This window comes from Nocardia sp. NPDC050712 (assembly GCF_040654295.1).
Classification (GTDB): Bacteria; Actinomycetota; Actinomycetes; order Mycobacteriales; family Mycobacteriaceae; genus Nocardia.
In genome coordinates this window covers 1,966,224-1,989,561 of the sequence record NZ_JBFAHT010000002.1, presented here as the reverse complement: position 1 = coordinate 1,989,561, position 23,338 = coordinate 1,966,224, and the positions used below count along the sequence as shown (strand labels likewise).

At 68.3% G+C, this 23,338-nt stretch carries 26 protein-coding genes; 16 read left to right on the top strand and 10 right to left on the bottom strand.

Annotated features, from left to right (window positions below; translation table 11 throughout):
• Positions 1 to 259: 259 nt before the first annotated feature.
• Genes AB0H76_RS20090 through AB0H76_RS20060 form a run of 7 tightly spaced genes read left to right on the top strand, consistent with a single transcriptional unit; the run spans position 260 to position 8,599 of the window.
• A complete protein-coding gene (locus tag AB0H76_RS20090; protein ID WP_357325740.1) occupies positions 260 to 1,918 on the top strand; it encodes an ABC transporter substrate-binding protein in 1,659 nt (552 codons plus the stop codon).
• Between the two features lie 4 nt (positions 1,919 to 1,922).
• A complete protein-coding gene (locus AB0H76_RS20085) occupies positions 1,923 to 2,876 on the top strand; it encodes an ABC transporter permease (protein WP_357325737.1) in 954 nt (317 codons plus the stop codon).
• Positions 2,873 to 3,673 (top strand): ABC transporter permease, encoded by an 801-nt coding sequence (locus AB0H76_RS20080; RefSeq protein WP_357325734.1) that lies wholly within the window; start codon positions 2,873 to 2,875, stop codon positions 3,671 to 3,673. Before AB0H76_RS20085 ends, AB0H76_RS20080 begins: the two co-directional genes overlap by 4 nt.
• A complete protein-coding gene (locus AB0H76_RS20075; protein ID WP_357325732.1) occupies positions 3,673 to 5,301 on the top strand; it encodes an ABC transporter ATP-binding protein in 1,629 nt (542 codons plus the stop codon). Before AB0H76_RS20080 ends, AB0H76_RS20075 begins: the two co-directional genes overlap by 1 nt.
• A 30-nt stretch (positions 5,302 to 5,331) precedes the next feature.
• Complete coding sequence (locus AB0H76_RS20070) at positions 5,332 to 6,516, top strand: acyl-CoA dehydrogenase family protein (protein ID WP_357325729.1); 1,185 nt, start codon at positions 5,332 to 5,334, stop codon at positions 6,514 to 6,516.
• Positions 6,517 to 6,524: 8 nt separating this feature from the next.
• A complete protein-coding gene (locus AB0H76_RS20065) occupies positions 6,525 to 7,568 on the top strand; it encodes an aldo/keto reductase (protein WP_357325726.1) in 1,044 nt (347 codons plus the stop codon).
• Positions 7,565 to 8,599, top strand: coding sequence for an aldo/keto reductase (locus tag AB0H76_RS20060; RefSeq protein WP_357325723.1), 1,035 nt, complete (start codon positions 7,565 to 7,567; stop codon positions 8,597 to 8,599). Before AB0H76_RS20065 ends, AB0H76_RS20060 begins: the two co-directional genes overlap by 4 nt.
• A 36-nt stretch (positions 8,600 to 8,635) precedes the next feature.
• On the opposite strand, the gene AB0H76_RS20055 is transcribed toward AB0H76_RS20060, so the two are convergent.
• On the bottom strand, positions 8,636 to 9,541 hold the full coding sequence (locus AB0H76_RS20055) for a LysR substrate-binding domain-containing protein (RefSeq protein ID WP_357325720.1): 906 nt from the start codon (positions 9,539 to 9,541) through the stop codon (positions 8,636 to 8,638).
• 71 nt (positions 9,542 to 9,612) lie between these two features.
• Positions 9,613 to 10,062, bottom strand: coding sequence for a hypothetical protein (locus AB0H76_RS20050; RefSeq protein WP_357325717.1), 450 nt, complete (start codon positions 10,060 to 10,062; stop codon positions 9,613 to 9,615).
• 53 nt (positions 10,063 to 10,115) lie between these two features.
• Here AB0H76_RS20050 and AB0H76_RS20045 point away from each other — a divergent pair, with 53 nt between their 5' ends.
• The gene (locus AB0H76_RS20045) at positions 10,116 to 10,742 is read left to right on the top strand and encodes a helix-turn-helix domain-containing protein (protein ID WP_357325714.1); all 627 of its coding nucleotides are present in this window, start codon (positions 10,116 to 10,118) and stop codon (positions 10,740 to 10,742) included.
• 112 nt (positions 10,743 to 10,854) lie between these two features.
• Here the strand turns inward: AB0H76_RS20045 and AB0H76_RS20040 are convergent, their stop codons facing one another.
• Positions 10,855 to 11,193, bottom strand: coding sequence for a hypothetical protein (locus tag AB0H76_RS20040; RefSeq protein WP_357325712.1), 339 nt, complete (start codon positions 11,191 to 11,193; stop codon positions 10,855 to 10,857).
• 452 nt (positions 11,194 to 11,645) lie between these two features.
• Here AB0H76_RS20040 and AB0H76_RS20035 point away from each other — a divergent pair, with 452 nt between their 5' ends.
• On the top strand, positions 11,646 to 12,293 hold the full coding sequence (locus AB0H76_RS20035; protein ID WP_357325710.1) for an enoyl-CoA hydratase/isomerase family protein: 648 nt from the start codon (positions 11,646 to 11,648) through the stop codon (positions 12,291 to 12,293).
• Positions 12,294 to 12,358: 65 nt separating this feature from the next.
• Complete coding sequence (locus AB0H76_RS20030) at positions 12,359 to 12,832, top strand: helix-turn-helix transcriptional regulator (protein WP_357325707.1); 474 nt, start codon at positions 12,359 to 12,361, stop codon at positions 12,830 to 12,832.
• A 54-nt stretch (positions 12,833 to 12,886) separates the two neighbouring features.
• Here the strand turns inward: AB0H76_RS20030 and AB0H76_RS20025 are convergent, their stop codons facing one another.
• The 5 genes from AB0H76_RS20025 to AB0H76_RS20005 all read right to left on the bottom strand — a co-directional run bounded on the left by AB0H76_RS20025 (position 12,887) and on the right by AB0H76_RS20005 (position 17,909).
• Complete coding sequence (locus tag AB0H76_RS20025; protein WP_357325704.1) at positions 12,887 to 13,477, bottom strand: ATP-dependent Clp protease proteolytic subunit; 591 nt, start codon at positions 13,475 to 13,477, stop codon at positions 12,887 to 12,889.
• Positions 13,474 to 14,076, bottom strand: coding sequence for an ATP-dependent Clp protease proteolytic subunit (locus tag AB0H76_RS20020; protein ID WP_357325702.1), 603 nt, complete (start codon positions 14,074 to 14,076; stop codon positions 13,474 to 13,476). The genes AB0H76_RS20025 and AB0H76_RS20020 overlap by 4 nt, the downstream gene beginning before the upstream one ends.
• A gap of 95 nt (positions 14,077 to 14,171) precedes the next feature.
• Positions 14,172 to 15,140, bottom strand: a complete 969-nt coding sequence (locus AB0H76_RS20015; protein ID WP_357325700.1) for a TIGR00341 family protein — start codon at positions 15,138 to 15,140, stop codon at positions 14,172 to 14,174.
• Positions 15,141 to 15,150: 10 nt separating this feature from the next.
• The gene (locus AB0H76_RS20010; protein ID WP_357325699.1) at positions 15,151 to 15,354 is read right to left on the bottom strand and encodes a hypothetical protein; all 204 of its coding nucleotides are present in this window, start codon (positions 15,352 to 15,354) and stop codon (positions 15,151 to 15,153) included.
• Between the two features lie 77 nt (positions 15,355 to 15,431).
• On the bottom strand, positions 15,432 to 17,909 hold the full coding sequence (locus AB0H76_RS20005) for a LuxR C-terminal-related transcriptional regulator (protein ID WP_357325696.1): 2,478 nt from the start codon (positions 17,907 to 17,909) through the stop codon (positions 15,432 to 15,434).
• Between the two features lie 289 nt (positions 17,910 to 18,198).
• On the opposite strand from AB0H76_RS20005, the gene AB0H76_RS20000 reads away from it, so the two are divergent.
• The 6 genes from AB0H76_RS20000 to AB0H76_RS19975 all read left to right on the top strand — a co-directional run bounded on the left by AB0H76_RS20000 (position 18,199) and on the right by AB0H76_RS19975 (position 21,297).
• Positions 18,199 to 19,293 (top strand): AI-2E family transporter, encoded by a 1,095-nt coding sequence (locus AB0H76_RS20000; protein WP_357325694.1) that lies wholly within the window; start codon positions 18,199 to 18,201, stop codon positions 19,291 to 19,293.
• Between the two features lie 108 nt (positions 19,294 to 19,401).
• A complete protein-coding gene (locus AB0H76_RS19995) occupies positions 19,402 to 19,776 on the top strand; it encodes an SHOCT domain-containing protein (protein WP_357325691.1) in 375 nt (124 codons plus the stop codon).
• A gap of 33 nt (positions 19,777 to 19,809) precedes the next feature.
• Complete coding sequence (locus AB0H76_RS19990; RefSeq protein WP_357325688.1) at positions 19,810 to 20,058, top strand: hypothetical protein; 249 nt, start codon at positions 19,810 to 19,812, stop codon at positions 20,056 to 20,058.
• 58 nt (positions 20,059 to 20,116) lie between these two features.
• Entirely contained in the window at positions 20,117 to 20,542 is a 426-nt protein-coding gene (locus tag AB0H76_RS19985; protein ID WP_357325685.1) for a DUF6325 family protein, read from the top strand.
• A gap of 14 nt (positions 20,543 to 20,556) precedes the next feature.
• Positions 20,557 to 20,874, top strand: a complete 318-nt coding sequence (locus AB0H76_RS19980) for an SHOCT domain-containing protein (RefSeq protein ID WP_357325682.1) — start codon at positions 20,557 to 20,559, stop codon at positions 20,872 to 20,874.
• 15 nt (positions 20,875 to 20,889) lie between these two features.
• The gene (locus AB0H76_RS19975; RefSeq protein ID WP_357325680.1) at positions 20,890 to 21,297 is read left to right on the top strand and encodes a hypothetical protein; all 408 of its coding nucleotides are present in this window, start codon (positions 20,890 to 20,892) and stop codon (positions 21,295 to 21,297) included.
• 5 nt (positions 21,298 to 21,302) lie between these two features.
• Here the strand turns inward: AB0H76_RS19975 and AB0H76_RS19970 are convergent, their stop codons facing one another.
• Positions 21,303 to 22,685, bottom strand: coding sequence for a DUF1254 domain-containing protein (locus tag AB0H76_RS19970; protein ID WP_357325677.1), 1,383 nt, complete (start codon positions 22,683 to 22,685; stop codon positions 21,303 to 21,305).
• Positions 22,682 to 23,338, bottom strand: a complete 657-nt coding sequence (locus AB0H76_RS19965) for a GAP family protein (RefSeq protein WP_357325674.1) — start codon at positions 23,336 to 23,338, stop codon at positions 22,682 to 22,684. Before AB0H76_RS19965 ends, AB0H76_RS19970 begins: the two co-directional genes overlap by 4 nt.

Here is a 23,338-nt window from a genome sequence, read left to right as displayed (position 1 = left end):
CGGATTATCGGCCCGAATTTCGAGCCCGATCGCCGCGTCCGGCCGTCGGAATCGCCGCCCATGCGGCCTGATCTGGGCAGAACGGTCGCAGCGCAAATAAATTCGCGGCGATTCCAGTTGTTTCCGAACGTATTTCGCCTCGGCGGGCCCGCATCTTTTACGAAAACTGAACGAATTCGAAAGATCAGCTTGGTTGTTCCGGCCGGGGCCGCTATGCACACTTGCGGACAGATTCGATTACTTCGAGGAGTTCTCTCACATGCCCTCAGGCAAATTCGCGAAGGCGAGCACGCTCGCCGTGGCCACTGCACTCGTCGCTGCGGTATTGACCGGATGCGCGGCATCCGGGAACAAGGTCGCCGGCGGTGACGACGGTGGTACGCCGGTGCCCGGCGGCACCCTGCGATTCGCGGTGCTGGACGCTCCGGCGAATCTCGATCCGCATTCGGGCAGCTCCTATCCGGAATCGTTGATCACCAGCAATATCGCCGACAAATTGACCTATCAGAATCCGGAGACCGGCGCGATCGAGCCCTGGCTTGCGAAGTCGTGGGATATCGCTCCGGGGCTGCGCGAGTTCACCTTCCATTTGCGCGACGACGTCACCTTCAGCGACGGCAGCAAGTTCACCGCCGACTCGGTCAAGGAGAATTTCGACCTGCTCGGACGCGGCGACAAGGCGCTGGGCATCGTGCCGGTCACCGCCTACTGGGTCGGTTACCTCGACACCACGGTGGTCGACCCGCTGACGGTCAAGGTGCGGTCCGATCGGCCCAATGCCGGTTTCCCGCAGGCGCTTTCGCTGTACTTCTCCGGCATCGTCGGGCACTCCACCCTGCAACTGCCCAAGGAACAGCGCGCGCTGGCCCGCAATATCGTGGCCACGGGGCCGTTCACGGTGGCCGAACACGTCTACCAGCAGAAGACCGTGCTGAAGAAGCGGCCGGGCTACAACTGGGCGCCGCAGAGCCGCAAGCATCAGGGTGAAGCCTTCCTGGACACCGTCGAGATCTCTGTCATTCCCGAGGCGGGCGTCCGGACCGGCGCGCTGCGCGCGGGCACCGTGGACGCCATCCTGGACGTGAACAACACCGACGAGGCTCCGCTGAAAGCGGAGGGCTATCGGCTGGTGCCGCAGCTCATTCCGGGTCGCGACATCTCGCTGGACCTCAAGACCGACCTGTTCCCGACCGACGACCGGGCGGTGCGCGAGGCGATCAAGCTCGGCTGGAACCGCGACGCACTGGCCAAGACCGTGCTCACCCCGAGCTACACGGTCTCGACCTCGGTGGTGTCCAAGCGGGTGCCCGGCTGGGTCGACTTCTCCGCCGGCCTCAAACAGGACCAGAAGCGCGCCGAACAACTGCTGGACGCCGGGGGCTGGACCAAGGGCTCCGACGGCATCCGGGTCGATCGACAAGGCCGCCGGCTCGAACTCGCCCTGCTCGGCATCAACAACCTGGTCAACAACAAGCCCGCCTACGAGCTGATCCAGCAGGACCTGCGCAAGATCGGGATCGAGGTGAAGCTGAACGTGCTGCCGATCCCGGACTACACCGCGGCCGCGACTCAGCAGCAGCGCTGGAACATCCAGGTGGCCAACCAGAGTCGCGCCGATATCGCGGTGCTGGAACAGGTCTACTCGCCGCAGTACACCAATATGTCCAAACTGGCTCCCGCCAACCCGGCCTACCAGCAGGCGATCGACACCCTGAGCGCGGTGAGCACGACCCTCGAGGCCGGGCCGCGAGCCAAGGCCGCGGAGGCCGCGCAGCGCTTCCTGCTCGAGGAGCAGATCCTCACCGTCCCGGTCTACAACCCGGCGCAGGTGACCGCGGCCAACCCCCGCGTGCACAACGTGGGCTACGAGGCGCAGTCGCGAAACGTCTTCTACGACACCTGGATCGAGGCGAAGTAGGGCGATGACCCGATATGTGCTCGCCAAGGCGGGGCAGGCGGTGTTCGTGGTGTGGGGCGCCTACACGGTGACCTTCCTGCTGCTCTACGTGCTGCCCTACGACACGGTGGATCTGCTGTTCAACCCCTCCGACGGCGACATGATCACCGCGGCGGACAAGGACAACGCGCGTGCGTACTACGGGCTGGACCACAACCTGGCGGGCCAGTACCTGAGCCGCCTGCTCGGCGCCGCGCACGGTGATTTCGGCATCTCCACCCGTACCGGGGAGCAGGTCTGGCCGCTCGTCCTGTCGGTGCTGCCGCAGACGGCGCTACTGGCCGGCGTCGCCCTGGCGCTGGCCGTGGTCCTGGCGTTCGCGGTGGCGCTGTGGGCGGCCTACACCCGGAGCCGGTGGCTGGCCGATCTACTGGCCACGGTGCCGGCGGCCGGTGTGTCGGTTCCGGTGTTCCTGGTGGGACTCGCTGTGCTGCAAGTATTCTCGTTCCAGCTCGGCTGGTTCCCGCCGATCGGCAACGACGGCGTCGCGGCGCTGGTCCTGCCGGCGGTCACCCTGGCCATCCCGGTGTCGGCGCCGATCGCGCAGCTGCTCATCAAGAATCTCGATCTCGGACTCCGCGCCGGGTATGTCACGGTGTCGGTGGCCAAGGGCGCCACGCGATTCCAGGTGCTCGTGCGCGACGTGCTGAAGAACGCGGGTCTGCCGGCGCTGACCATCGCCGGGGTGACCCTGGGCCAGTTGCTCGCGGGTGCGGTGATCGTCGAGACGATCTTCTCCCGGGCGGGCCTGGGCCGGCTCACCGAGACCGCGGTGCGCACCCAGGACGTCCCGGTGGTGCAGGCGGTGGTGGTGTTCGCCGCGCTGGTCTTCGTGACCGTCAACTTCGCGGTCGACCTGATCTATCCGCTGCTCGATCCCCGGCTGCGGTCGCGGCTGCTGGTGCGGAGCGCGGCATGACCGCGCTGCGCCGGGTGCCGGTGGGATTGGCCATCTCGTGGGCCGTGCTCGCGGTGGTGGTGCTGTGGGCGCTGCTGCCGTCCTGGTTCACCGGCTACGACCCGAACGAGGGCGATTCCGACGCCAGCTTCCGCGGGCCGAGCCTGGAGCACCTGTTCGGCACCGACCGGCTGGGCCGGGACCTGTTGTCGCGCACCATCCACGGCACCTCGACCACGGTCAGCGCCACCTTGCTCGCGGTGGCACTGGGCTTCGTGATCGGGGCGGCGATCGGCTTGTTCAGCGGGTTCACCGGCGGCCGCGTCGACGCGGTGGTGATGCGGTTCGTCGATGTGCTGCTGGCCATTCCGAGCCTGCTGCTGGCCATGACCGTGGTCACCGCCCTCGGCTACGGCACCCTGAATATCGCGGTCGCGGTTGGTATTTCGGCGGTCGCCGCGTTCGCGCGGGTGATGCGCGCCGAGGTGCTCAAGATCGCGGGCAGTGATTTCGTGGAGGCGGCCTACGGATCCGGTGCCGGATTCGGCCGGGTGGTGTGGCGGCATGTGCTGCCCAACTCCGTCGCCGCGGTCCTGGCGCTGGCCGCCCTGGAATGCGGCTCGGCGGTGCTGGCCGTCGCGGCGCTGGGCTTCCTGGGCTACGGGGCTCCGCCGCCGGAACCCGAATGGGGTCTGGCCGTGGCCGAGGGCCGGGACTTCCTGGCCACCTACCCGTGGATCTCCATCCTGCCCGGCGTTCTCATCGCCGTGGTCGTGTTGTCCACCAACCGCATCGGACGATCGCTGGGAGGGTCCTGATGAGCGAACAACCACTACTCCGCGTCGACGATCTGACCGTGCGCTACCGGGGCAGCGCCGCGCCCGCCGTAGCCGGGGTGTCCCTGGAGGTGCACGCGGGCGAATTCGTTTCCGTGGTCGGCGAGTCCGGATCGGGCAAGAGCACCACCGTGCACGCCGCCCTGCACCTGCTCCCACCCGAAGCGCGGGTGCGGGCCCAGGCGCTGGAACTGGCCGGTCAGGACACCACCGGCTGGAGCGACCGCAAGCTGTCGCGGGTGCGGGGTCCGTTCGTCGGCTTCGTCCCGCAGGATCCCGGCACCTCGCTCAATCCCGTCAAACGGGTCGGCGCGCAGATCTTGGAGGCGGTGCGCCTGCATCGCCGGGTCGACGCCGAGACCGGACGCGCGGTGGTGCTGGCCAAACTCGAACAGGCCGGGCTGGGTGATCCGGAACGGATCGCGCGGCGGTATCCGCACGAGCTGTCCGGCGGCATGAAACAGCGGGTGCTCATCGCCATCGCGCTGGCCAGCGAGCCGGCGCTGCTGGTCGCCGACGAGCCGACCTCGGCGCTGGATGTCACCGTGCAGAAGGTCATCCTGGACCGGCTCGCCGAGTTGCGCGCCACCCTGGGCCTCGGCGTGCTGCTCATCACCCATGACCTGGGGGTGGCGGCCGAGCGGTCGGATCGGCTGATCGTCATGCAGCACGGGCGGATCGTGGAACAGGGCCCGACGGCCGGGCTGCTGGCCGCACCGCGCGAGGAGTACACCCGCCGGCTGATCGCCGCGGCTCCGTCCGCGCACGGAACCCGGCTCGCGCCCTCGCGTCCGGCGCCGGAAGTGCTGGTCCGGAAGCCGGAGTCGCGCGGGGTCATCCTGCGCCTGCACGAGCTGAGCAAGTCCTTCGGCGGGGTGCGCGCGGTCGACGAGGTGTCCCTCGCGGTCACCGCGGGTTCCACGCACGCGCTGGTCGGGGAGTCGGGGGCGGGCAAGTCCACGGTGGCCCGGATCGCGGTCGGATTCGCGACCGCGGACTCCGGGGCGGTCGAAGTGGACGGCCGGTCGATCAACGGCCTGTCCCGGCGGCAGTTGCGGCCGGTGCGCACTCTTATCCAATTCGTGCACCAGAACCCGTACTCGTCTCTGAATCCCCGCTTCGACGTGCGGCAGATCATCGCCGAACCGCTGGTGGCGCTCGGTCTGGCCAGCGGGCGGGAGCGCACGGATCGGGTGCGCGAATTGCTCGACGCGGTGGCCCTGGATCGAAAGTTCCTGGACCGCAAGCCCGCCGAGCTGTCGGGCGGGCAGCGCCAGCGGGTGGCCATCGCCCGCGCGCTGGCGGCCGACCCGCGCGTTCTGGTGCTCGACGAGGCGGTCTCGGCCCTGGACGTGTCGGTGCAGGCCCAGATCCTGCAATTGCTGGTCGATTTGCAGCACGAGCAAGGCCTCACCTATCTGTTCATCACCCATGACCTCGGCGTCGTCCGGCTCATCGCCGACGACGTGACCGTGCTGCGCGCGGGCCGGGTCGTCGAAACCGGAACGGTCGCCGAGGTTTTCGCCGCCCCGCGCACCGACTACACCCGTGAGCTGCTCGCGGCGGTGCCCGGGGTCGACACCCTGGCGCCGCAACTGGTCCGGGCCTGACCGCAACTACGAAAGGACGGTGAGCCGCCTATGACCGCGGTAGCCGAAAGAACCACTCCCGTCACCGGATTGGCGGAAGACGCCTTCGCCGCCGCGCTCGCGGTGGTCGCGGGCAATGCCGAGCGCTACGACCGTGCGGCGGTCTTCCCGGCCGATTCGTTCGCCGCGCTGCGCGAAGCCGGCGTGCCGGGACTGACCGTCCCCGTCGAATTCGGCGGCAGGGGAGCGGGACTGGCCGAAGCCGTCGAGGTGATCGAGCGGATCGGCGCGGCCGATCCCTCGGTCGGGCTGATCCTGCAATGGAACTTCACCAATCATCTGAGCCTGATTCGCGAGGACTGTCCGTGGCCCGCGGAGCTCAAGGAAGCGGTGCTGCGCTCGGCCGCGGCCGACGGCGCGCTGTTCAACGGATTCGCGGTGGAACGAGAGCTCGGCAGCTTGGCGCGCGGCGGCATTCCGGCCACCACGGCCACCCGGCTGCCGTCCGGTGACTGGCGCATCGACGGCGAGAAGGCCTACGCCACCGGTGTTTCCGGGCTCACCTGGTTCACCGTCACCGCCCGCACCGCCGAACCGGAGCCCCGGATCGCGACGTTCCTGCTCGACCGCACGGCGACCGGCTGGCGGGTGGAGCCGACCTGGAACCATCTGGGGCTGCGCGCTTCCGACACCCAATCGGTGGTTTTCGACGGCACCGTGGTGCCGCACGCGCGGCTGCTCGAACTGCGCGAGCCGGGCACCCCCGGGCCGCGGGCCCGCCGCCAGGCGCTGCCCCTGCTGCTGGCCGCCAACTACAACGGCGTCGCCATCGCGGCCCGGGACTGGTTGACCACCTACCTGCACACCCGGGTGCCGACCGCGCTCGGCGCGTCCCTGGCCACCGTGCCGCGCTTCCACGATCGGGTCGGTGAGCTGGAGGCCGCGATCCTCACCAGCCGCGCCCTGCTGCGGCAGGCGGTGGCCGAACTGGCCGTCGACGAGGACACGCCGCTGCCCGGCCTGGCCAAGCACGTGGCCACCTCGACCGCCATCCGGGTCACCGAATCCGCGCTGGACCTCACCGGCAATCCGGGACTGGATCGGCGGCACCCGCTCGAACGCCACCACCGCGACGCCATGGTCGGCCGGATCCATTCCCCGCAAAGCGATCTCGTCATCACGGGACTGGGCCGGGCGGCCATCGCCCGGGCAACGCCGGACTCCGGCAGAAAGTGAATTCCACCATGACACTGCGCTATCTCGGCAAGACCGGCGTGCTGGTCAGCCCGCTCTCGTTGGGCGCCATGAACTTCGGGGCGTGGGCCAATCGCGACCACGACGACGCCGTGCGCATCGTGCACCGCGCCCTGGACGCCGGCATCACCGTCGTCGACACCGCCGACGTGTACTCCCAGGGCGAGAACGAGACGATCGTCGGCCGGGCACTGGCCGGCCGGCGCGAAGAAGTATTCCTGGCCAGCAAGTTCCACGGTCAGATCGGCACGGATCCGAACAGTCGCGGCAACTCGCGCCGCTGGATCGTGCGCGCGGTCGAGGACAGCCTGCGCCGCCTGGGCACCGACTACCTCGATCTCTACCAGGTGCACCGGCCCGATCCCGAAGTGCCGCTGGAGGAAACGCTGCGCGCGCTGCACGATCTGGTCGCGGCGGGCAAGATCCGTTACTACGGGACGACGACCTTCGAACCGCATCAGCTGGTCACCGCGCAGTGGGTAGCCGAGGACCGCAATCTGCAACCGCCGGTGACCGAACAGCCGCCGTACTCGATCCTCGCGCGCGGTGCCGAACGCGCCACCCTGCCGATCGCGCAGAAATACGGGCTGGGCGTGCTGACCTGGAGCCCGCTCGCCGGCGGGTGGCTCTCGGGCCGCTACCGGCCGGGCGAGGACGCCGCCGAGTCGAGCCGCCTGACCCGGCAGCCGCATCGGCACGATCCGGCGCTGGCCGCCAATCAGCGCAAGCGCGCCGCCGCCGAGGAACTGGCGAAACTCGCCGACGAGGCCGGGCTCACCCTGGTCCAGCTGTCGCTGGCGTTCGTCTTGCAGCATCCGGCGGTGAGCAGTGTGCTCATCGGGCCGCGCACCCTCGATCAGCTCGAAACCCAGCTCGACGCGGTGCGGGTGCGGCTCAGCGCCGATGTCCTGGACCGCATCGACGAGATCGTCGCGCCCGGGGTGACCCTCAGCCCCGCCGACGAGGGTTATCTGCCGCCCTCGCTCACCGATTCCCGCACCCGCCGCCGCATCCTGTCAGGAGCCGTCCGATGAGCCTTTCCGATCTGCGCACCCTGGGCCGCACCGGCGTGCGAATCAGTCCCTTCGTGCTGGGCGCCATGAACTTCGGGGCGCGGAGCAAGACCACCCACGAGGGTTCGATCGCCCTCATCCACCGCGCGTTGGACGCCGGGATCAACACCATCGACACCGCCGACACCTACTCGCGGGGCGAGTCGGAGATCATCGTCGGCAAGGCGCTGCGCGGGCGGCGGGACCAGGTCATCCTTGCCAGCAAGTTCCACGGCGCGGTGGACGACGACCTGACCCACCGCGGCAACTCGCGGCGCTGGATCGTGCGGGCGGTGGAGGATTCGCTGCGGCGGCTCGAGGTCGACCACCTCGACCTGTATCAGGTGCATCGCCCCGAAACCGTGACCGCGATCGACGAAACCATCGGTGCACTCGACGATCTGGTGCGCTCGGGCAAGATCCGTTACTACGGCACCTCGGTCTTCTCGCCCGGCGAACTGATCGAAGCGCAGTGGGTGGCCGACCGCCGCAAACTGAATCGCCCGGCCACCGAACAGGTTCCGTACTCGCCGCTGGTCCGGGGGATCGAACGCGAGACCCTGCCCATCGCGCGGGAGCACGGACTGGGTGTCCTGACCTTCGGTCCGCTGGCGGCCGGTTGGCTCTCGGGCAAGTACCGGATCGGCGCCGAGCAGCCGGAATCGTATCGGGCCGACCTCATTCCGGGTCGCTTCGATATCGCCGCGACCGCCAACGCCGCCAAACTCGCCGCCGCCGAAGCGCTCTCGGTGCTGGCGGCGGAGTCCGGGCTCTCGCTCATCGACCTGTCGATCGGATTCGTGCTGGCGCATCCCGACGTCACGGCCGCGATCATCGGGCCGCGCACCGAGGAGCACCTGACCGCCTACCTGGCGGCCGCCGAGGTCGTGCTCAGCGCCGACATTCTGGACCGCATCGATGAGATCGTTCCGCCCGGAACGCTTTTCCACGAGCGCGACAGCGGCAAGACCCCGGACGCGCTGGCCGATCCGGCGCTGCGCCGCAGCGCCTGAGAGTCGCGGTGGTGTCCTGATCGCCCGGCGCGGCGGTCAGGACACCAACTGCAGCGGCTGCGCCACCGCGCGCAGCGCGTTGATGGCCGCGGCCACCGCCGGACGCTCCAGGGAGGCCCGCCGGTAGGTCACCCCGATCTGCCGGCTGCCGCCGTTGACCGGGCAGGCGATGAGCCGGTGATGCTCGGGCGCCACCGACATCTGCGGCACGATCGTCACGCCGAGCCCGTACTCCACCATCTCCGCCATCGCCTCGAAACTGCCGCTGCGATGCTCGATACGCGGCGCGAAACCCGATTCGCGGCAGGCATAGAGCACCGACGCGATCGACGGGGCGCCATCGCGCGCGGTGATCCAATCCGCGTCGCGGACCGCCGCCAGCCCCTGCTGCAGCACGCGGTCGCGGATCCCATCCGGGGCCAGCAGCACCAGCGGATCACTGAACAGGAACTCCGAGGCCATACCCAGCGGCAGATCGCGGGTGCGGAACGAATAGGAATAGGTGATCGCCAGGTCCACCTCCTGCTGGCGCACCGCGGGCACCGAATCGACCGGCATCAGGTCCACCACCCGCACCCGCAGCCGCGGATACGCCTCACGCAACTGCACCACCACCGGCAGCGCCAAACCCACCTGCGCGGTCCGGAAAGTCGCCAGCGTCAGCACACCACTGATCTGCTCGGCGGTCGCGGCCACCGCACTCTCGGCCTCCTCCAGTGCCGCAAGCACCCGGGAGGTGTGATCGACCAGCACCCGCCCCGCCGGAGTCAGCCGCAGCACGCGGCCCTCCCGCCGGGTCAGCACCGTCCCGACCTCCTCCTCGAGGATCCGCAACTGCTGCGACACCGCCGAAGTCGTGATGCCGTGCAACTCCGACACCGCCGTCATCGTGGTGTGTTCGGCCAGGTCCCGCAACAGGATGAGACGCCGAATGTCATACACGTCTGCCTCGCTTTCGCCCCGGCTGGAACCTTGATCTTCGGCCCGATGACACGTCCTGGACATGTTTTGGCTCAGGGCGATTCTGTGGCGCGGCGCGGTTTCGCCGCGATCCAGCGTTCGGTCGGTTTCGAGGCCGCCAGAACCAGTGCGAGCAGCGGCAGCACCGCCGGCGCGAGCCCCCAGACGCTCTCCTCCGCAAGACCTTTGACGGCGAAGTACATCAACCCGAAAACGGCATCGATGATGACAAGTACCCGGCCGATCGCGGTGCGCCCGAACAACAGTCCCGAGCCGAGCAGCCAAGCGATCGCCGCGACCACGAAAAACGGGGCCGACGGAAAGATTTCCCCACCTTGAAGTTCCGGGTAATCCCTCGTCGCGTCGTCGTAAGCGATCGCCGCGCACCACAGTCCGATGCAGCCCGCCAGCACCGCCGCCCCGATCGCCGCGCCGCCGTCGACCGGACGGCCTGGTCCGAGTTGCCTCATCGAAATCCCTCCCTGGTCTCGATCGCGAACCATACCGATCGGCGGTCGACTTAATTATGGAGCACTTGCTCTGTTATTCTCCTGTCATGCCCCGTCCACGCACCCATGACCTGGATAAGTTGATGGACACCGCTGAGCAGATGGCGGTGGAATTCGGGTCGGCCGCGGTGACCGTGCGGGCGCTTTCGCAGGCCACTTCGGTGTCCAACGGGGCGATCTATCACGCGTTCGGGTCTCGGGCGGGGCTGATGGGGCAGGTTTGGCTGCGGGCGGCACGGCGGTTCCTGGCGTTGCAGCGCGATGCCGTGGACAACGCCTTGGCCGCGGGGCCGCAGAGTGCGGTCGAGGCCGTTGTGGCCGCGGCCGACGCACCCGCGGAATATTCTGTCCTGCATCCGATTTCCGGGCGATTCCTGATGACGGTGGACCGCGCGGAATTGCTCGGCGCGAGCGATCTTCCGCTCGAAATGGCCGACGAGCTGAACGCTCTCGACCAGGCACTCACCGCGCTGTTCCTGCGGCTCTCGCGCGAGCTGTGGAATCGCGCCGACCGCGAATCGGTCGCCGTCATCCGCGACTGCGTGGTGGAACTGCCCACCGCGTTACTGCTGCGCGGGCGCCGCGCGCCGGAAACCGCTGTGCGCGAACGCCTTGCCGCGGCGGTGCGCGCCGTCCTGACCCTCACTCCTCCCGAACCGCACACGCGCAGTTAGCCACATGGACCCGAAGTACTACGAAAGGCGCATGATTGCACACCCCAACGCACCAAACAGGCGACCCCGGGTGCCGATGGCACCCGGGCGGTCCGCACCGGTCCGCAGCCGGTCAGGCTCGGATGCTTGCCTCCAACTCGGCAGCATCAGGGCCCGTAATCGTGAACTGGACGCCGACCGGCCCACTCGGTGTGCCTCCACCTACGGCGGAGCCGGGCACGATCGACCGGGCCAACTCGCGGATCACATCGAGTTGCTCAACCAAGCCGCGCTGCTCCGCGTAATGCCCGAGCACCGACTTGTTGTCATCGAGCAGGGCGGTCAAAACATCCTCTACGCCGAACCAGTCACGACCATGCTGTTCGGCGGCCAACGCGGCCTCACGTAGAGCCCGGATCAGGGCCGGAGCCGCGCCGGTGAGGGTCGTTTGAGTTTCGTTGTTTTCCGTCATGCTGCTACTCCCGTCAGAAAAGAACTTCAAGGCCCGAGTAGAACCCGCCGATACACGTTCGGGTTCCATCCATCTCGTAGATCACTACCCCGCCCCCATCCGCGCACTGCCCTGAGCTGACCGCCGAAGCCTGCCCGGCAGCGATGACCGTCGCCATCGCCGCGAAGACAACTACAGCCGTGAACCTGGCCAGAATCTTACGCATCTCTAACCCCCAAATTGGTTGTGTAAGCAAGGGAATCCCTTACACCAATTTCTGACGCACCCAGCCCCGGCCTGGTTCCCCCTGGAAATCAAGCCAACTAAACAGTACAACTCGCCAACCACGCCAACCGACTCACCTGGAGCGGCCGCTACGGCCGCAACGACCTCCCGTTTGGTCGACGCTCACTGCCGACGAACGCACCATCGCGTACGCGGCCGAGCCCACACGAAGAAAGCAGGTACCACCCATGACCACACAGCTGTCCTACCGCGACAAGATCGCCGTGCTGCATCTCGGTGAGGACGAAAACCGGTTCTCCCCGGGTTGGCTCGACAGTCTCGAGGCGCACCTGGACGAGGTCGAGGCCAACGCGCAGGGTCTGGTGACCGTCGGCGCGGGAAAGTTCTACTCCAACGGCCTGGATCTGGATTTCCTGGCGGCCAACGGTGATCGCTCCAGCTGGTACGTCGGTCGCGTGCACGCCCTGTTCGCCCGGGTGCTGACCTTCCCGATGCCGACCGTGGCGGCGGTCAACGGCCACAGCTTCGGCGCCGGGGCGATGCTGGCGATCGCGCACGACTACCGGGTCATGCGCGCGGACCGCGGCTACTACTGCTTCCCAGAGGCCGACATCAACATCCCGTTCACCCCGGGCATGGCCGCGCTGATCCAAGCCAAACTCACCCCGCAGTCCGCGATCACCGCGATGACCACCGCCCACCGCTTCGGCGGCGAACAGGCACTCGCCGCCGGTCTCGTCGACGAGACCGCCGCCGAGGACCGGGTCCTGGACCGCGCCGTCGAACGCCTCACCCCGCTGATCGGCAAGAACCCCGACACGATCCGAGCCATCAAGACGACGATGTTCACCTCCGTCGTCGAAGCGCTGGGGTAGTGCGCCGTGTTCGCCCAGAGCAGAGGAGCGGGCGTAGTGCGGGGGTCCGGTCGTACGCTCCTCGTATGAGCGAGCATCCGAGCGTTGAGACGCCGCGGACCGAGACGCGGCGGTTGCGCGCGATTCCCGGTGGACGTGATCACCAGCCGCGAGGGACCGAGGCGGAGGTGCCGTCGCAGGCCGGTGAACGGCGGCCGTTGGCGCCGGTTCCGCGCGGGCCTCGGGTGGTTCGTGAATTGCTCTGGCGGGAGGCTCTGGGGCAGCGCTTGCGTGCGCTGCGGCAGGAGCAGCGGGAGACGCTGGCGGAAACCGCTGGGCGGGCTGGGGTTTCGCCGCAGTATCTCTCGGAAGTCGAGCGGGGTCTCAAGGAGCCGTCCAGCGAGATGGTGGCGGCGATGGCGGGTGCGCTCGGCACCTCGCTCAGCGGGCTCATTCATCAGGTTGCCGACGATCTCGTCCGCCCCGGCCGGCTGGAGTCGAGGCGTGCGATCGGTCCGCGTGCGAGTGGCTCCTACAACGGGTTGCTCCTGGCGGCTTAGCACCTTGGCCGGGATCGCCGCACGAAACTGCGATCCCGGCCGAACGGCAGCCGCTCAGTGCCGCGGCTCGAGCACCTTGTCGACGATGCCGTAGTCGATCGCGGCCTGGGCGGTGAAGACCCGGTCGCGGTCGGTGTCGTGCCGGAGCGTCTGCACCGATTGACCCGTGTGCTTGGACAGGATGGCTTCGACCTCCGCGCGCATCCGGACCAGCTCGTCGGCCTGCAGGATCAGGTCGGGGATGGTGCCCTGACCGCGAGCCGCCGGCTGATGCAGGACGACGCGGGCGTGCGGGAGCAGCGCGCGGCGGCCCGGGCTGCCACCGGTCAGCAGGACCGCGCCGACCGCGATGGCCTGCCCGACGCAGGTGGTCACGACGGGGGAGTGGATGTGCTGCATGGTGTCGTAGAGCGCGAGCATCGCGGTCAAATCACCACCCTCGCAATTGATGTAGAGGTTGATGTCCTGGCCGGGACTGTCGGCGTCCAGGTGCAGCAGCTGTGCGATGAGGGCGTTGGCCACGCCCGAATCGATGGGGGTGCCGAGATAGACGATGCGCTCGGTGAGCAGATGGGAGTAGACGTCCATGATCCGCTCGCCGCGCGGATGCTGGGCGATGACATTCGGAATCGTGTAGCTGCTCATGCGATTCCCACCTTCTGCCGCTGCGGAACGACCTGCCAGAACGAATCGACGATCCCGTCGATGAACCCGTACTCCCGGGCCTGGGTCGCGGTGAACCACCGGTCGTGCAGGGAGTCGTCGAAGATCTGCTCGTAGGGCTGCCCGGTGTCCTCGGCGATGAGGCCGAGCACGGTCTGCACGGTGTGCCGCAGGTCGTCGGCCTGCACCTCGACCTCCACCGCGCTGCCGCCGATGCCGGCCGAACCCTGATGCATGAGAATCCGCGCGTGCGGCAAGGCGAAGCGCCGTCCCGGAGTTCCGGCGGACAGCAGGAATTGCCCTGCGCTGCACGCCAATCCGAGCGCCAGCGTCGATACCTCGCACGGCACCAGCCGCATGACATCGCGGATCGCGAGCATGGCCGGAACCGACCCGCCCGGCGAGTGGATCCACAGCGAGATCCCCGCTTCCGGATCCTCGGCGGCAAGTGTCAGCAGCTGCGTCATCAGCAGCGCCCCGTTGTCGTCGTCGAGCGGACCGTCGAGTACCAGAATCCGCCGGCCGAAGAGCTGTTCTCTGGTGCGCCAAGTGAAGGTCGGCGTCTTGTCGTCGTGTGCCATGAATCCACCGTGCCCCAGCGACACCCCGGAAATCGCGTCACGCTGCTGTCAGCGGATCCGCTCTGAGCAGCGGGAACGGCAAACCGGAAGCCGGATCAGCGATTGTCCAGCCTGCTGCCGACGGTATGCACGATCACCACGCGCGGATTCCACGGCACGATGTCGTCGACCCGGCGCTGCAACTCCTCGACGGGTGGCAGGTCGCCGGGCGCCAGTACTCGGACGGTCGCGGTGTCGCTGTGCAAGCTCACGTCGGTCACCTCGGCGCCGGGTACGTCGCTCAGCCACGACGACGTCGCGTCGGATACCCGGTCGGCCCAGAGCGAGGACAGGGAGTTGACGGCCATCGGGGCGGCGACCAGCAGGAGCGCGGCGGCCAGCACCGCGTAGGCCCGGCCGCGGCGGGCGGTGCCGATGCCGGCCGCCCGGGAGTAGCCGGTCGCGACGAGCACGACGGTGGCGGTGATGACCATGGCGACCACGTTGGAAGCGAAGAGCACGAACGCGCCCAGCGCCAGGGCCGGTGCGTGGGAGCCCAGGCAGACCCCGACGACCGCCAGCGGCGGCACCAGCGAGATGGCGATGGCGACGCCGGGCAGGACGTCGCCGACGTCGCGGCGAATCATCGCGATGACGCCGACGAGTCCGGTGGCGAGCGCGGCGGTGAGATCCATCAGCTTGGGTGAGGTCCGTCCGAGAACCTGGGAGTTGGACAGCACGTTCGTGGGGTTGGGCAGCAGCTGCGCGAAAAGGTAGCCGATCGCGATGACGAGCACGACGCCCGCCGCGACCAGGAGCAGGCTCCGCCCTACCAAAGCGACTCTGCCGGTGGCGATTCCGAGTGCGATCCCGAGGATCGGGACGGAGAGCGGCGCCACGATCATGGCGCCGATCACGGTGGCGGTCGAGTCGCCGATCACGCCGGAGATGGCGATGACGCCCGACAGGGTGAGCATGATCCAGAACGCGGACCGCTTGGACCCGGTGTCGCCGACGGTGAAATCGAGCCGGTCGTCGAGTTCGTCGAGGGTCCGGCGTTGGCTTTGCGGCGCCAGCAGGTGCACGGTGGGCTCCTCACTCCGGTAGTTGGCGCATCTCCAGCAGCGTCAGTCCGAGGTTGTCGAGGCGGGCCAGGACCCCGCGCATCGCGGTGTGGTCGGCGACCGTCCCGCACAGGACGGTGGTGCCGTCGTGCGGCGGTATCGCGGACAGGTCGGGGAAGGCGGTCAGCGCCCGTTCGGACAGCTCGCCTTCGACCACGAACCGGTATTTCGACATCGCCGACCTCCTTCCCTTTCGCTCGAGTGTGTGCCCCCGGACCGGCCTCGGCCTCATCCGCCGCGGGTGAAATCGGCTCAGAGCAGGCCGCTGCGCCGGGCCGCGGCCAGCACCTGCACGCGCGAATTGGTGCCGAGCTTGGCGTAGATGCCGCGCAGGTGGGTTTTCACGGTGTTGATCGAGACGCCCAGATCGTCGGCGATCTGCTGGGTGGTCTGCGCGGACGGGAGGCGGCGCAGGACCTTCAGCTCGGTGTCGGTCAGGGACGGATGGTGGGAAACCCTGTGCACCAAGGGATGCCGGCGCAGCGTCGCGGCGAACTCGTCGTAGTGCCCGAAGCTGCCGGCGAACTCGTCGAGTAACTCCAGCGCTCCGGGCACGTCGAGAAACGGGCGCACGATCTGTTCGCCGGACGCGCGCCGCAACCCGTTCTCGACCCCTTCGCGGGCCTTCGCCGCGCAGCCCAGCGCGCGGTGGGCGTGGGCGTGCAGCAGCCAGGCGGTGACCTCGTGCACCGGATGCGGGGGCGCGGCGGCCGTGAGCAGCGGCCGGACGAGATCGAGCACCGCGCGCGACCGATTCGCGGTGGCCGCGAGCGCGGCCTGCGCCAGTGCCATCTCAGGGGTATCGCCGAATACGGCGTGCGCGTGGTCGGTGAGCAGTTGCGCTTCGTAGGTTTCGCGCGCCCGGAGCAGCCGCCACACCACGAAGGGAACCAGCCCGGCGCTCAGGGCGGTGGGATGGGTATCGAGGAGGCGGGACAGGCTCTGCCGCAGCGGTTCGGTGGCGCCGGTGTCCTCGGCGGTGTCGAGGGCGGTCAGGATCGCGATCGTTCGCGTGGGCCAACCGCCGATCGGCCCCGCGGATTCGTCCGCCGTCCGATCCGGACCGGAAGTGTGTTGTTCGCCTTGCAGATAGGCGCCGAGCGCGGCCAAGGCGGTGGCGTGGACGGCTTCCGGGATGGTGGTCAGATCGTGCTCGTGCGCGAATGCCACTGCGGTGTCGGCACGTTGACGCAGCGTCGTCAATGCTCCGGCCAGGCCCGCGGTCGTGGCCAGGCGGGTCAGCGCACGTAGTCGTAGGCGGGGGTGGGCGCGCATGTCCGCCGCGGCGAGCGCCGCGCGTAGCCGGCGTTCGGCCTCCTGGAGCTCGCCGCGCCCGAGCAGTGCGGTCGCGGATTCGACTGCGAGGTAGCAATCCAGATCGGGTTGCCCAGTGGCAGTGCTGATCTCGGTGCCCGCGTCGAGGGTCATCTCGGTGGCCACGGCGGCGGCGAGAGCGCGCAGAATATCCGGCGAGACCAGCGAACTCGTGGGGTTGTTCGCGTGTGCCATCGCATCGAAATAGGCACGCGCGGAGGGGAAATCGGTTCGGCTCAGCGCGTCCGCCACATGCAGCAATTGTATGAACGGGTCCGCGAGCAGGCTGGGATCCAGCGCTGCGAGCCCCTCGAACATCTCGGCGCCGCAGCCGTCGAGGACCATGCCGAGCGCGTGCTCGGTGAGGAAGTCCAGCAGTGGCGCGCGATCCGGCAGGTTCAGCAGGTGGGGCAGGGCGGCGGCGGGTTCGCCGATCGCGCACAGGTAGCGCGCGGTCTGCGCGTGCAACTCACCGGTGGCCGCCGGGCCCAGCCGATCGAGTTCGGCACGGAAGTAGGCGCGCAGCATCGGATGGTAGGAGTACCAGAGCTCACCGTCGCGGACGACGCTGGTCAGCGGGTAGTTCGAGCGGGTGAGCTCGGGCATCCACTGGGCCGCGCCCGTGCCGATCAGGTCGTCGGCGAGCTGTTCGGTGAACTCGGCGGGCACGCTGGTGTAGGTCAGGAACATGCGCATGCCGGGCGAGAGGGTGTCGATGAGCTCGCCGGTCAGCAGGTCCGAGACCGGGGCCGGCAGGCGGGCGAGCGCGGTGAGCGCCGCGGCCGCCGGCTCCGGCCGGGCCGCGAGGTAGATGGCGGCGATGCGCACGAGCGCTGCCCAGCCGCGCGTGAGTCCCATCAGCAGCGCGATCTCGGAATCATCCAGCGCACAGTCGTGTTCGAGGCATATCCGCGCGGCTTCGTCGGCGGAGAATGCCAGATCCTCGGCGGACCATCGGCTCAGCCGCGAATTCAGCGCGAGGAGGTGCCATCGGATCGGGGGTTCGAACCGCGCGGCGACGATCGTCGTCAGGCAGGCGGGCGCGTGCAGCAGGAAGTGTTCCAGCCCGGCCAGGGTCACCGGATCAGTGGCCAGATGCGCGTCATCGATGACCAGCAGCGTCGGCACTGCCCGCTCGGCCAGCTCCGCGGCCAGGTCGGCGGCTTCGGTCAGCGGCGTGGTCAACGGCCCGTGTGCCGCGGCGGGTAGGCCCAGCAGGCCGCGCAGGCGCTGCCAGAGCGTCGTGGCCGGGTGTCCCGGTTCCAGGCTCAGCCAGGCCGCGCCGCCGGGGAAGGCCGGGCCGGGCTGTCGCGTCACCCACTCGGTGAGCAACACCGTTTTCCCGGTTCCGACCGGAGAGCAAACGATCAGCACCGGCCCGTTCCGCTCGGCGGCCGCCGCATCCAGAGAACTCATCAGGGCACTGCGATCAATAGGTGAAAATGCCAACCGCGGTATTCCCTCCCGGCCGTTCAGCGCACGATTCCGATGCTCTCGCCGATCGAGCTTCTGCGAAACGGACACTGTGCTCTCCTACAGCGGGGTTTGGGGTAGCGCTGTCGTCGAAAGATCACCCGAAACAGATGAAGGCCGCAATGGCCTCAAACCATAGTGTCGTTCGTCCGGGCGTTGCGGTTTTTCCGGCCGGATGAGCCGATCGCGGCCATTTCGCAACCACTCAGCAATCACTCGACGCGAGGTGATGATGGCGTCAGAACAGTTCGACACGGCCGGGCTCGATCAGCGGACCTCGTGGTCGATACCGCGCGGATTGATCGTCCTGCTGGCGACGGCGGGCGCGGTGGTGTCGATCGCGGGCATCAAGGTGTTCGCGGGGATCGTCGGCCCGGTGTTCCTGGCGCTCATGCTCACCATCGCGGTGCAGCCCGTGCAGTCCTGGGCGCGGCGGCGTGGGCTGCCGGCCTGGCTGGGGATGGTGATCGCGCTGGTCGCGGCGTACGCGATCGTGCTGGGGCTGCTGGCCGTCCTGGTGGTCTCGGCGGCCCAGCTGGCGACCGAGCTGCCCAGCTACTCCACCCGCTTCGACGACCTGCTCGATGGCGTGCGCTCGCTGCTGTCGGGCTGGGGCGTGGGCAAGGACCAGATTCAGACCATGCTCAGTGGACTCGATTTCCACCAGTTGCTGAACCTGCTGGAAACCACGCTGAGCGGATTGGTCGGCGTGCTCTCCAATCTCGTGTTCGTGCTGGCCCTGCTGTTGTTCATGGCCGGTGACGGCATCTCGATCGGCCGGCGCGTCGAGATCATCACTGCCGAACGCCCGGATATCTCCTATGCGCTGGGTGCGTTCGCCGCCGGCACTCGCCAATATCTGCTCGTCTCCACGGTATTCGGGTTGATCGTCGCCGTGTTCGACGGGCTGGCGCTGTGGTGGCTCGGTGTGCCGCTGCCGTTGTTGTGGGCGGTGCTGTCGTTCATCACCAACTTCATCCCGAATATCGGATTCATCGTCGGATTGCTGCCACCGGCATTGCTGGCCCTGCTCGAAGGCGGACCGCGGTTGATGATCTGGGTCATCGTCGTCTATTGCGTGATCAATTTCCTCATCCAGTCGGTGATTCAACCGAAGTACGTCGGCGACGCGGTCGGACTCAGCGTCACCGTCACTTTCTTGTCGCTGATCTTCTGGGCCTGGGTATTGGGTGCGCTGGGGGCACTGCTCGCGATTCCGCTCACACTGCTCCTGCGTGCGCTGCTCTTGGACATCGACCCGTCCACGCGCTGGATCAGCGCCCTGATCAGCAGCGCACCGGCGAAGGCCAGGGCGCCCGCCGACTAGCCTTCTTCACCCGATTCGGGTGATCCTCCGCCCGGCGGGTGCGAAATATCGTGGCGGCAGTCGCCGTCCGTTCTGGAGGGCATCCGTTCGAGGCAATCGAGGTGCACCATGTCGTTCTGGGAAGTGCTCTGGCTCATTGTGGTGAGTTTCGCGTTCATCGCCTACCTGCTGCTGCTCTTCTACATCATCGGCGACCTGTTCCGGGACAAGGAAACCTCCGGCTGGGTGAAAGCGGTGTGGGTCCTGTTCCTGATCTGCCTGCCGTTGCTGACCTCGCTCGTGTATTTGATCGCCCGGGGTCGCGGCATGCAGGAGCGCTCCACGGCCGAGGTGAAACAGATGCAGGCGGACCAGGCGGAATACATCCGCGACACCGCGGGAACCAGCCCGGCCGCCCAGATCGCCGACGCCAAGCGACTGCTCGCCGAGGGCACGATCACCGCGCCGGAATTCGATCAGCTGAAAGCCAAGGCCCTGGCCTGACGCTCGACCCGCCGAACGCAAGGAGGCTCCGAGATGGACCAGTCGACGAAGAAACCCTCGCCGCTGTCGCGATTGTCGCTCAATCAATGGCTGGCGCTGATTCTCACCGTATTGGCGGTCATCTTCTTCTTCGAGAACCGCGACAAGGTGGAAATCGAGTTCCTGCTGATCTCCATCCGCTCGCCGATGTGGCTGGTGCTGCTGGTCATGTTCGCGGTCGGCTGGCTGACCGGGGTGCTCACCCTGCGCAAGCGCGCCGCGCGGGCGCCGAGCCGGAAGTAACCGGCTTCATCCGATTCGGGTGAGGTGCCGCCGGGCGCGCGGCGGCACCATGAGCCGCATGGGCGAATCCTCATCGAATCCGGGGCCGGTGGAACTGGTCGTGCTCAGCTTTCCCGGCACGCGCGTCGACGCGGGCGTGCGTGCGGCGTTCAGCGAGGTCGTCGATCGCGGGTACGTCACCGTCCTCGATCTGATCTATCTGTCCAGGGACGCGGACGGCGCGCTGACCGAGATCGACATCGACGAACCACTCGACGACATCGGCTTGACCGGTCTGGGCACCGACGCGCGCGACCTGGTCAGCGACGACGATCTCGAGGTCGTGCGCGCCGGCCTGACCCCCGGGAGCTCGGCGCTCGTGGTGGTGTACGAGCAGTCCTGGGCCCGCATGCTCTCCGATGCCATCGGCAGTGCCGGCGGCGAGGTCATGCTGCACATCCAGGTCGCGCGCGACACCGTCGAAGCCGCCCTGTCCACTCGCTAGAAAGGTTGCACGACATGCCCCTTCGCCGCGCTCGATTCGGCCGCCCGGGATTGCTCGGGACCGTCGCCCGCACCGCCGTGGTCGCCGGCACCGCCAGCGCCACCGCGAACGCGGTCAACCGGCACTCCCAGCAGCGCGGCGCCGAACAGCAGGCCTACGCCGAACAGCAGGCCTACGCCGCCCAGCAAGCGCCGCCGCCACCACCGCCACCACCCGCTCCGGCCGGGGGCGACGATCTGGTTTCCCGGTTGGAGAAGCTCGGTCGCCTGCACGCCGCGGGTGCGCTCTCGGACGCGGAATTCGCCGCCGCCAAAGCCCAACTGCTCGGCTAGGGAAAGGAATTCGCCATGGTCGCACCGGAAACCCGGCACCCCGCACGGCAGGGGTTCGCCTTCGGCATCTCGTTCGCGGTCGGACTGCTGCTGCTGGTCACCGCGGCGGCCTCGGTGCTGCAAGGGATTTCGGCTGTCTCCGGGGACGGCCTGTTCACCCGCGGCATCGACTACGCGTATCGCTTCAACCTGACCACCTGGGGCTGGATCCACATCGTGGTCGGCGCGCTGCTCGCGCTGACGGCCATCGGGCTGATGGTGGGGGCCACGTGGGCGCGGATGATCGCGGTCTGCCTCGCGGGCCTGTCGATGGTGCTCAATTTCCTTTCCCTGCCCTACAACCCGTGGTGGTCGATCGTCATCATCGCGCTGGACGCCGTGGTCATCTGGGCGGCCTCGACCTGGAATCCGCGCCCCTACTGAGCGGGCTACTCGGCGGCGGTGATGTCGCCGAGTTTCCAGCTGCGGTCGAAGTAGGGTGCCAGCGGGCCGTAGAAGCGGAAGTAGGAGAACCAGTGCTTGCCGGGGATGGTCTGGATCCAGTTGGTGGCGCCGGTCGCGGGCGGGGTCGGGCCGAAGTGCACATCGACCGAACCATCGCTGTTGGCAACGAGATCCGCGTCGCGTGAGCCGCGGTCACCGCGCTGCTGATCGTTGTCGATCAGGCAGCGCGTCCAGCTGTCGTAGACGGTGACCGACCAGAACAGTTTCGCGGGCGGGTTCGCGGGGACGTGCAGGGTGTAGGCCGACCCGCCGTCGAGCCACGCACCCGCGGCATCGGTGTAGGCGCCGAGATAGGCCTGCCCGACACCGGGCGTCCGGCTCTTCATGGCCTCGGAGAAGCTGACGGCCTCGTAGAACCAGGAGGCCCGCTCGAGGAGCTGATCGTAGGACGGCCCGCGCTGATCGGAGTGGTCCAGTTGCACCGCCAGGTCCCAGGCGCGATCGGGCCAATACTTCGCGCCGGGAAAGCGTTTGGCGAAGGTGTTGGCCTGCGCCATCAGCTCCCCGGCCGCGGTCGCGTCGGTCAGGATCGCGGTCAGGCGCGCGTCGGGGTCGAACGGCTTGTCCTTCTCGATGCCCAGCTGGCGCAGCATCGCCAGGTAGAAGCGGTCGCGTTCGTCGACGATCTCGTGCTGGTAGATCTGGTGCAGCCGGACCCAGTAGTCCAGGCCGCGGGGTTGGTCCCCGGTCCAGGGGCGTCCGTCGGGGGAGATCAGGCGGGTGGGCGCGGCCGCCCCGGCGAGCGGGCGCACGCGGACACCGCTGACGAGCTCACGAGCGACCTCGGGGTCCGGGTCCAGGGTGCGGAAACCGAACATGATGTTCATGCCGGTGGCCCGGTGCACGAAGTAGGAGTCGACATCGGAGGGCTGCGTGTGCCCCGGCGGCAGGATCAGGTGCTTTCCGCCGAGGCCCTGGTCGGGGCCCATCTCCCCGAGGATCCCGAATTCCCGCTGCCAGAAGTCGGAGAACCCGCCGGCCGTGTGCCCGGGCGGGACTTCGATCACCAGCGGGCCGGTGGCGTTCAGGTCGATGAAGTTCAGGATGTAGGGGGTGGTGGCGTTCGCGGTGATCAGGCCGAGCCGGTCGCGATAGGTGACGTAGTGCACGAGGTCGAAGTCGCCCGCTCCGAACACTTTTCGGTGCTGGGACTGCCATTGGGCGTAGGACACCAGCGGCAGCGCCCACAGGTAGGCCTGGCAGGCCAGCTGATAGTCGAGCTGGTCGAAGATCGCGGGAAGTGCGGCACGGGAGGGCAATTCGCCGTCCATGGGCACATCGCTCAGTGGGTTGTACGAGGTATTCACAGTCCACCCAGCCCTTTTCCGATGACGACCGCGCCCATGATCAGCAGCACGATGGCCATCACCATGTGGTTGTTGGCTTGCAGCCAGACCTTCAGCGCGTCCAGGCTGCCGCGCAGCCGGTCGGCGGCGAGGCGGTAGCCGATGACCGGGATCAGGACCGTCGCCGCGGCGAGCAGCGTGAACACGAGCAGCGCGGTCACCTCACCCGCGGCCGACTGCCCGGCAGTGCCGATGGTGACACCGGCCGAGACGCACAGCAGCAGGTTCTTGGGGTTGACCGCGGCCAGGACCGCGCCCAGACCGAGCGCCTTGGGGACGCTGAGTTGATCGATGGCTTGCATCCAGCCCGGCACCTCGGTGCTGGTCCGGGCGCGCCACTGCCGCAGGGCGACCACCAGCAGCAGCACCCCGAGGCCGATCTTGATCCAGGACACGGCCGGGGCGGGTTCGCGGTCACTGGTGTCGATGTTGCCGGCCAGCAGCATCACGACGGCGGTGGTGACCAGAATGCCCGCCACCCAGCCGATGCCGAAGCCGGTGCTGGTACCACCGGCGTTGCGGGACAACAGCATCAGGATGGCCGCGACGATCGGGATCGGTGAGATCGCCACGCCGACGGCCAGGGGGAGCAGATCGCCCAGGACAGAGCCCAT

Bases quoted from the DNA above. Each gene is read 5' to 3' on its own strand.
- AB0H76_RS20000 (WP_357325694.1), top strand. From the start codon at position 18,199: ATGGCGTCAGAACAGTTCGACACGGCCGGGCTCGATCAGCGGACCTCG.
- AB0H76_RS20060 (WP_357325723.1), top strand. From the start codon at position 7,565: ATGAGCCTTTCCGATCTGCGCACCCTGGGCCGCACCGGCGTGCGAATC.
- AB0H76_RS20035 (WP_357325710.1), top strand. From the start codon at position 11,646: ATGACCACACAGCTGTCCTACCGCGACAAGATCGCCGTGCTGCATCTC.
- AB0H76_RS19980 (WP_357325682.1), top strand. From the start codon at position 20,557: ATGCCCCTTCGCCGCGCTCGATTCGGCCGCCCGGGATTGCTCGGGACC.
- AB0H76_RS20025 (WP_357325704.1), bottom strand. From the start codon at position 13,477: ATGAGCAGCTACACGATTCCGAATGTCATCGCCCAGCATCCGCGCGGC.
- AB0H76_RS20085 (WP_357325737.1), top strand. From the start codon at position 1,923: ATGACCCGATATGTGCTCGCCAAGGCGGGGCAGGCGGTGTTCGTGGTG.
- AB0H76_RS20030 (WP_357325707.1), top strand. From the start codon at position 12,359: ATGAGCGAGCATCCGAGCGTTGAGACGCCGCGGACCGAGACGCGGCGG.
- AB0H76_RS20010 (WP_357325699.1), bottom strand. From the start codon at position 15,354: ATGTCGAAATACCGGTTCGTGGTCGAAGGCGAGCTGTCCGAACGGGCG.
- AB0H76_RS20090 (WP_357325740.1), top strand. From the start codon at position 260: ATGCCCTCAGGCAAATTCGCGAAGGCGAGCACGCTCGCCGTGGCCACT.
- AB0H76_RS19975 (WP_357325680.1), top strand. From the start codon at position 20,890: ATGGTCGCACCGGAAACCCGGCACCCCGCACGGCAGGGGTTCGCCTTC.
- AB0H76_RS20045 (WP_357325714.1), top strand. From the start codon at position 10,116: ATGCCCCGTCCACGCACCCATGACCTGGATAAGTTGATGGACACCGCT.
- AB0H76_RS19990 (WP_357325688.1), top strand. From the start codon at position 19,810: ATGGACCAGTCGACGAAGAAACCCTCGCCGCTGTCGCGATTGTCGCTC.
- AB0H76_RS20080 (WP_357325734.1), top strand. From the start codon at position 2,873: ATGACCGCGCTGCGCCGGGTGCCGGTGGGATTGGCCATCTCGTGGGCC.
- AB0H76_RS20065 (WP_357325726.1), top strand. From the start codon at position 6,525: ATGACACTGCGCTATCTCGGCAAGACCGGCGTGCTGGTCAGCCCGCTC.
- AB0H76_RS20020 (WP_357325702.1), bottom strand. From the start codon at position 14,076: ATGGCACACGACGACAAGACGCCGACCTTCACTTGGCGCACCAGAGAA.
- AB0H76_RS20050 (WP_357325717.1), bottom strand. From the start codon at position 10,062: ATGGTTCGCGATCGAGACCAGGGAGGGATTTCGATGAGGCAACTCGGA.
- AB0H76_RS20005 (WP_357325696.1), bottom strand. From the start codon at position 17,909: ATGAGTTCTCTGGATGCGGCGGCCGCCGAGCGGAACGGGCCGGTGCTG.
- AB0H76_RS19985 (WP_357325685.1), top strand. From the start codon at position 20,117: ATGGGCGAATCCTCATCGAATCCGGGGCCGGTGGAACTGGTCGTGCTC.
- AB0H76_RS20070 (WP_357325729.1), top strand. From the start codon at position 5,332: ATGACCGCGGTAGCCGAAAGAACCACTCCCGTCACCGGATTGGCGGAA.
- AB0H76_RS19995 (WP_357325691.1), top strand. From the start codon at position 19,402: ATGTCGTTCTGGGAAGTGCTCTGGCTCATTGTGGTGAGTTTCGCGTTC.
- AB0H76_RS20075 (WP_357325732.1), top strand. From the start codon at position 3,673: ATGAGCGAACAACCACTACTCCGCGTCGACGATCTGACCGTGCGCTAC.
- AB0H76_RS19965 (WP_357325674.1), bottom strand. From the start codon at position 23,338: ATGGGCTCTGTCCTGGGCGATCTGCTCCCCCTGGCCGTCGGCGTGGCG.
- AB0H76_RS20040 (WP_357325712.1), bottom strand. From the start codon at position 11,193: ATGACGGAAAACAACGAAACTCAAACGACCCTCACCGGCGCGGCTCCG.